This window comes from Vibrio genomosp. F10 str. 9ZD137 (assembly GCF_049974785.1).
Lineage (GTDB): Bacteria > Pseudomonadota > Gammaproteobacteria > Enterobacterales > Vibrionaceae > Vibrio.
In genome coordinates this window covers 1-3186 of record NZ_JBNGCJ010000273.1, presented here as the reverse complement: position 1 = coordinate 3186, position 3186 = coordinate 1, and the positions used below count along the sequence as shown (strand labels likewise).

General features: G+C 42.3%; 5 protein-coding genes and 1 pseudogene. 2 read left to right on the top strand and 4 right to left on the bottom strand.

Going from position 1 to position 3186, the window contains the following annotated elements; translation table 11 throughout:
* Positions 1–748: FAD-binding oxidoreductase (locus tag ACP45E_RS04695; protein WP_241824268.1), on the top strand; the 748-nt coding region annotated here is incomplete at its 5' end.
* 108 nt (positions 749–856) lie between these two features.
* On the opposite strand, the gene ACP45E_RS04690 is transcribed toward ACP45E_RS04695, so the two are convergent.
* The 3 genes from ACP45E_RS04690 to ACP45E_RS04680 all read right to left on the bottom strand — a co-directional run bounded on the left by ACP45E_RS04690 (position 857) and on the right by ACP45E_RS04680 (position 2215).
* Positions 857–1402 carry a hypothetical protein gene (locus ACP45E_RS04690; protein WP_017037602.1) on the bottom strand — a complete coding sequence of 182 codons (546 nt, stop codon included), beginning with the start codon at positions 1400–1402 and terminating at the stop codon, positions 857–859.
* Positions 1389–1934 carry a YaeQ family protein gene (locus ACP45E_RS04685; RefSeq protein ID WP_017037603.1) on the bottom strand — a complete coding sequence of 182 codons (546 nt, stop codon included), beginning with the start codon at positions 1932–1934 and terminating at the stop codon, positions 1389–1391. Before ACP45E_RS04685 ends, ACP45E_RS04690 begins: the two co-directional genes overlap by 14 nt.
* A gap of 71 nt (positions 1935–2005) precedes the next feature.
* The gene (locus tag ACP45E_RS04680) at positions 2006–2215 is read right to left on the bottom strand and encodes a cold-shock protein (protein WP_017034739.1); all 210 of its coding nucleotides are present in this window, start codon (positions 2213–2215) and stop codon (positions 2006–2008) included.
* A 385-nt stretch (positions 2216–2600) separates the two neighbouring features.
* On the opposite strand from ACP45E_RS04680, the gene ACP45E_RS04675 reads away from it, so the two are divergent.
* Entirely contained in the window at positions 2601–2819 is a 219-nt protein-coding gene (locus tag ACP45E_RS04675; RefSeq protein ID WP_198927685.1) for a ribosome alternative rescue factor ArfA, read from the top strand.
* Between the two features lie 93 nt (positions 2820–2912).
* On the opposite strand, the pseudogene ACP45E_RS04670 reads toward ACP45E_RS04675, so the two are convergent.
* Positions 2913–3186, bottom strand: a pseudogene (locus tag ACP45E_RS04670) (hypothetical protein); the annotation flags it as partial.

Below are 3186 nucleotides of genomic sequence, written 5' to 3'. Positions count from 1 at the left end.
CGGTTGGGAGAACAGCCGTCCTTTTGTCGTCACGGCTAAGATAAAAGAATCAGAGCTGGTCACCAGTTTTGTATTAACTCCAGAAGATAACCAAGCCGTATTGGACTATCAACCTGGTCAATATATTGGTGTCGAAGTGAAGCCAACGCTTGGGCAGTATCGTGAGATTCGTCAGTATTCATTGTCTCAGCAATCGAATGGTAAGAGTTACCGTATCTCGGTAAAACGAGAGAGCCAAGGAACAGACAAACAGGGCTTAGTTTCTAATTATCTGCACCAAGATATTTCAGTCGGTGATGGTATTCATGTCTTTGCACCTGCGGGCGATTTTTTCTATCAAGAAAAGCAAAAGCCAGTGGTACTTATTTCTGCTGGCGTTGGGGCGACACCGATTCAAGCAATGTTACAAACATTAAATGGATCTGGTAAGCAAGACGTGACGTATTTGCACGCTTGTCATAATCAAGAACAACACTCATTTCTTGATGAGACCAGTACGCTGATTTCGGTAAATAATTGGCAGCAATTTGTGTGGTATTTTGAGGGGAAATCCGATCTTGATGGGCATGAGCGCTATGGGACAATGGAGCTTAATGCTGTGGTGTCAGATTTACCACTTGCTGACGGTGACTTTTATATATGTGGACCGATAGGGTTTATGGAAAGTGTTGTGCTTCAGCTAGAAAGCTTGAAGGTTTCACGAGACCGCATTCACTATGAAGTGTTTGGCCCACACAGTAATCTGTAACGACGCATAGAAACCTAGCATCGAGAGGAGCCTATGTTCCTCTCTTCGTTTTCTTGTATTCCTTCCTTTATTTCCTTCAATGCAGCGTATTGCTTTAACTTTTAACTTTCACCTTTGACTCTTAGCAATGAGGCGATACAACCACTGCCTAAAACCGGTTACCGGTGGTTTAGCACGTCTCTCTTTGCCTTTGTAATAGCTTTCCAAGTACTGAGTTCTTAATTCGTGGATATCTTGTTGGGTTATTGAACTGACTTGAGTCGCGGTGCTCAGCGCGTGGTCATTCGCTAAGCTAAAGTCCATGTTGAGACTCCCTTGAACGTACAACCAGGCGTGCGTGATGAGCTGCAGAGAAATGAGGTCCTGTTGCTGAAATGAATCGCTGTACTTATGGCCAACCGATCCTTCAATCGCATCTAGCATAGCAATGATGGCTTGGCGATTATCGGCAAGCGTTGAACAGTGTTCAATATGGCTTTTCGTGAGTAACCCTAGAAGCAACAATATTGGCTCTCGATCCGGTTTATTGATAAGGACCTGGCTAAATAGAGGTGTTTGCGCATCAAGCCACTGTGTCCATATAGAATCGTATTTGACAACAATCGGTAGGGTGTTGAGTTCTGCTTCAATACAGACCTTTTTAAGGGTGTTCATTGCTTTGTAACTCTTCCCACTCGACTTCACACGAGCTTTTATCGCTATCAATGAAAATGGAATTGCCGGTAATCATCACGGATAAATCCATACCACGCTCGATTAATTTGGTTAGCTCTTCAATATGTTGAGCATTAAAACGAAGAATATCAGCATTCAGCATGCCAATTTTTCCTTGATTTTGTGTCCACCAAACATTTGATTTCGTGTTGAAGCTATAAACCTTGACCTTGGCTGCTAGGCGTGTGGATTTTTTAATACGTTCTGGATCAGGCTCACCAACATCGATCCAAAGCTCAATTTGGTCATCCAGTGATTTTTGCCATATATCGGGCTCTTCAATCGTCGACAGGCCTTTAGTTAGCTGAAGAGATTCCTTCGCATTTAAGCAGAATGCAAGAATACGTGCCATCATTCGCTGATCGTTTTCTGAAGGATGCTGCGCAACGGTTAGGGCTAGAGTATCGTAATGCTCACGGTTTATATCCGTAAGTGAGATGCGAAATTTGAAAATAGTGGGTTTTAATGCCATGGGTAATACAAGATCTCAGACAAAAAAATAGCCAGCATAATGCTGGCTATTTTTAGAAAAAAGGTACTAAATTAAAGTACTTTGATGTTTTCAGCTTGTGGGCCTTTTTGACCTGTAGTTACTACAAACTCAACTTTTTGACCTTCAACTAGAGTTTTGAAACCGTCGCCTGTGATCGCTGAGAAATGAGCGAATACGTCAGGACCGTTCTCTTGTTGAATGAAGCCGAAGCCTTTAGTTTCGTTGAACCATTTTACTGTACCAGTAACTGTGTTAGACATGATAAATATCCTAATTAAAAATATTGTGCCGAATTTGGCGCGGATAGCGTGGAAAAGTAGACTGCTATTGCGTACCACACGGAAGTTACAAGTAATCCAACGAGACGCATATTTAGACAAAGAACTGCTTTCTAGCTGTTGGTGATTCTAGACCAATCTAGAGCTAAGTCAACGTTTACTCGAGCGAATCCACAGAACTTTTTGGTATTTTCTGCCGTTTTATGCGCAAGGTGCCATTTTTGGCGATAGGCTATTGAGATTAATGTAATTGATATCACGACCGCTCTCTATGATCAAATTGTGTTAGGTCGAATTTTGTACGATAATCGGCGGGTTTTTATTAAATAGGTTTCATTATAAGGCAGTACTTATGAAAGAAAGAAAAATGAGAGAGGAAGAGGTTTTCCTAAAGCCGCTCAGTCATGACGTTGAACTTAGTTATGAGGTTGAAGTCGGTCGAGGCCGCATTCAAGATAATGCATTAAAGGCGATGGTCACGAGTAAGCTCTTTAAAGCTAGAGTTGAAAAGGCGAAAAAAGGAAAAGGAAGTTACAAACGCACGAATAAACATAAGGGCAAAGAGCCCTATTCAAAAGCCGCGTAGAACGCGAGATTTGAATAGGGTTTTTAGTCAGTAAGACCTTTATTGGTTACTGCTTTCAATCAATCATTCATTATTGGTAGCAACTAGCTTGGGCTAGCGTTCGATTTGTGGCGAATAAATCGAGTAGGCGGTAATTTGCCCAGCGACAATGGCTGCAAACATAAACAAGGCAGAAAGGCCAATACTTGGGATCGGCAATATGGACTGCTCAAAAACCGACTGACTTGCACTTATAAGGACTCGGCTACCGGGAACGAGAATAATGATCCCTTGCAGAATATAGATTGCCCCGGTGAGCTCCATCTTTTTCGCTACCCAAGTTCCGTATAAGGTAATCAACATCGTGGTGACCCAAGTTCCCACTACC

Excerpts from the sequence above, each read along its gene's own strand:
- ACP45E_RS04690 (WP_017037602.1), bottom strand. The coding sequence starts at position 1,402 with ATGAACACCCTTAAAAAGGTCTGTATTGAAGCAGAACTCAACACCCTA.
- ACP45E_RS04685 (WP_017037603.1), bottom strand. The coding sequence starts at position 1,934 with ATGGCATTAAAACCCACTATTTTCAAATTTCGCATCTCACTTACGGAT.
- ACP45E_RS04680 (WP_017034739.1), bottom strand. The coding sequence starts at position 2,215 with ATGTCTAACACAGTTACTGGTACAGTAAAATGGTTCAACGAAACTAAA.
- ACP45E_RS04675 (WP_198927685.1), top strand. The coding sequence starts at position 2,601 with ATGAGAGAGGAAGAGGTTTTCCTAAAGCCGCTCAGTCATGACGTTGAA.